Below are 895 nucleotides of genomic sequence, written 5' to 3' on the forward strand. Positions count from 1 at the left end.
GGCAACAATATTCATGCGAAACCAACAACCCAGTTTATCGTTCCCTATCTAACGGCTGTAGGCGCGTTAAAAAAACAGGCACAGCAATACGACCTGAACCAGGTTTATGCTGAAGTCTGCCAAGCAAATATTGCTAGCCTTAAATCCAAGGACGACAAGACTGCAATGCAAAGCGTATTGCAACGCAAGCACCTATTGCTTACACGTCCGGTTGAGCACTTAATGCTTGAACCACACTTGTTATCCGGCTGGTTGGCCATGCATCAAACTCACTTCTCGGTTGATAAGAAGGGCAAGGTCTCCTGGATAGAAAACCCGATTAAAGTCCTGGATGAAACTTATCACTTCCTTAACATGGACTTTCACCCGGGAAACAAACGAGAGAACCCAGCGGCCACCATGATCTGGGATCATGACCAGGAAATCCTCAGCGATGCACTTTCCTTCTATAGCACACTTGAAGAAAAACTGGATATTTGCAACTTCAACGACTTAGACAAAGCCCTAAAAGCTGCCAAGCACAGCGATTTTGATACAGCGACCTGGGCCGCAATCAAAGCTGCCCACGCAGGCTATCAAGCTGGCTGCAGAGTACTACTATTACTGCCATACATAGCCGCCAAGACAGGTTTCTTCGAACTGAAAGTCGCTGATGACCTGAGCTTAGTCATTCCTGAGAACTTAACCAATAAAGATTATCAGGAAGCGATGGCGAAGGTCCTAGTACCACCACCTGTCGCGAAAAGTGATGAGATTCTCGCCAGCTCAGGCGGTATGTTCTATTCGCGCGAAGCGCCTGATATGCCTCCCTTTATTGAGGAAGGCCAGCACTTTGAGACGGGAGATCCGCTCTATATCGTTGAAGTCATGAAGATGTTCAATAAAATAGCTGCGC

1 protein-coding gene is annotated in these 895 nt (G+C 47.2%); it reads left to right on the forward strand.

Annotated elements, in window-relative coordinates:
• Positions 1-895 (forward strand): biotin/lipoyl-containing protein (locus A3766_RS02880; protein WP_304440920.1); only part of this gene is annotated, 895 nt, incomplete at both ends.

The organism is Oleiphilus sp. HI0132 (genome assembly GCF_001635845.1).